At 77.8% G+C, this 1,232-nt stretch carries 1 protein-coding gene and 1 pseudogene; both read left to right on the top strand.

All coding sequences use genetic code 11. From position 1 onward, the window contains the following. The coding region (locus GJ633_RS16770) for a tRNA-dihydrouridine synthase (RefSeq protein WP_156589660.1) at positions 1 to 775 on the top strand (775 nt) is incomplete at its 5' end. Continuing rightward, a pseudogene (locus tag GJ633_RS16775) lies at positions 721 to 1,232 on the top strand (triphosphoribosyl-dephospho-CoA synthase); the annotation flags it as partial. The gene GJ633_RS16770 and the pseudogene GJ633_RS16775, both read left to right, overlap by 55 nt.

Here is a 1,232-nt window from a genome sequence, read left to right on the forward strand (position 1 = left end):
CGAGCCCGCCCTCGTCGCCGCGAGCCTCAGCGGCGCGGCCGACGTCGACTGGGCGCGCGCCGCGGCCCCGCACGTCGACGCCGCGGTCATGGGCGGGATCGCGCTCGACCCGGCGAGTCGGGCGGCCGCGCGCGACCTCGTCGCCCGCGACCGCTCGGAGTTCCTCCCCGACGACCCGATCGCGTGGATCGACCGACAGCTCCGCGCGGCCGCGGACCTGCCGCTCCGTCCCGGCGTCAACGTCCGGAGCGCGACCGTGGAGCCGGTCCGGGCGGCCGCCGCGGTCTGTGCCGAACGCGGCGCGGTCTGCGAGGTGAACGCGCACTGCCGGCAGCCCGAGCTGTGCGCGGTCGGCTGCGGCGAGTCGCTCCTGCGGGACACGGAGCGGCTCGCGGCGTACGTCTCCGCCGCGGCCGACGCGGGGACGACCACGAGCGTGAAGGTCCGCGCGGAGGTGTCTGGCGTCGACCTCGTCGCGGTCGCGGAGGCGGTCGCGGCCGCCGGCGCCGACTGGTTCCACGTGGACGCGATGGACACGGAGTCGGTGATCGCCGAGGTCGCCGCGGCCGTCGGCGACGACCTCGTCGTGATCGCCAACAACGGCGTGCGGGGCCGCGAGACGGTCGCCGAGTACGCCCGGTACGGCGCGGACGCCGTGAGCGTCGGTCGGCCGAGCGAGCGTCCGGCCGCGCTCGCGCGGGTCGCGGATGCGGTCGCGGCGTGGCGCGATGGCGACCTCGACGAGAACATCCCGGGGTCGGAGGCGACGCCGTGAGCGCCGTCGACGACGCGGTCCTCGCGCTCCTCCTCGAGGTCGCGGGGACGCCGAAGCCCGGGAACGTCGACCGCAGGCGAGACCTCGAGGACCTCCGGTTCGAGTCGTTCCTCGCCGGCGCGGTGGGCGCCCGGGAGGGGATCGCTCGGGCGGCCCGCGGCGCGGCGGTCGGCCACGCCTTCGAGCGCGCTGTCGCGGGGATGGCCGAGCGCGCGCGGACGAACACCCAGTTCGGGTGCCTCCTGCTCCTCGTCCCGCTGGTGCGGGCGGCGGCCGACGGCGACCTCTCCCCGTCTGGCGTCGACCGGGTGGACCCCGCGCGACCACGGTCGACGACGCGGTCGCGTTCTACCGGGCGTCGAACACGTCGACGTCGCCGTCACCGGACCCCCCGCCGAGCGCGGGCGACCTCGACCGTGTGCGCCGCGGGGCCGACGCCGTCGCCCGCGCTCCGCCG

The sequence above is a fragment of the Halorubrum sp. CBA1125 genome, assembly GCF_009742825.1.
Lineage (GTDB): Archaea > Halobacteriota > Halobacteria > Halobacteriales > Haloferacaceae > Halorubrum.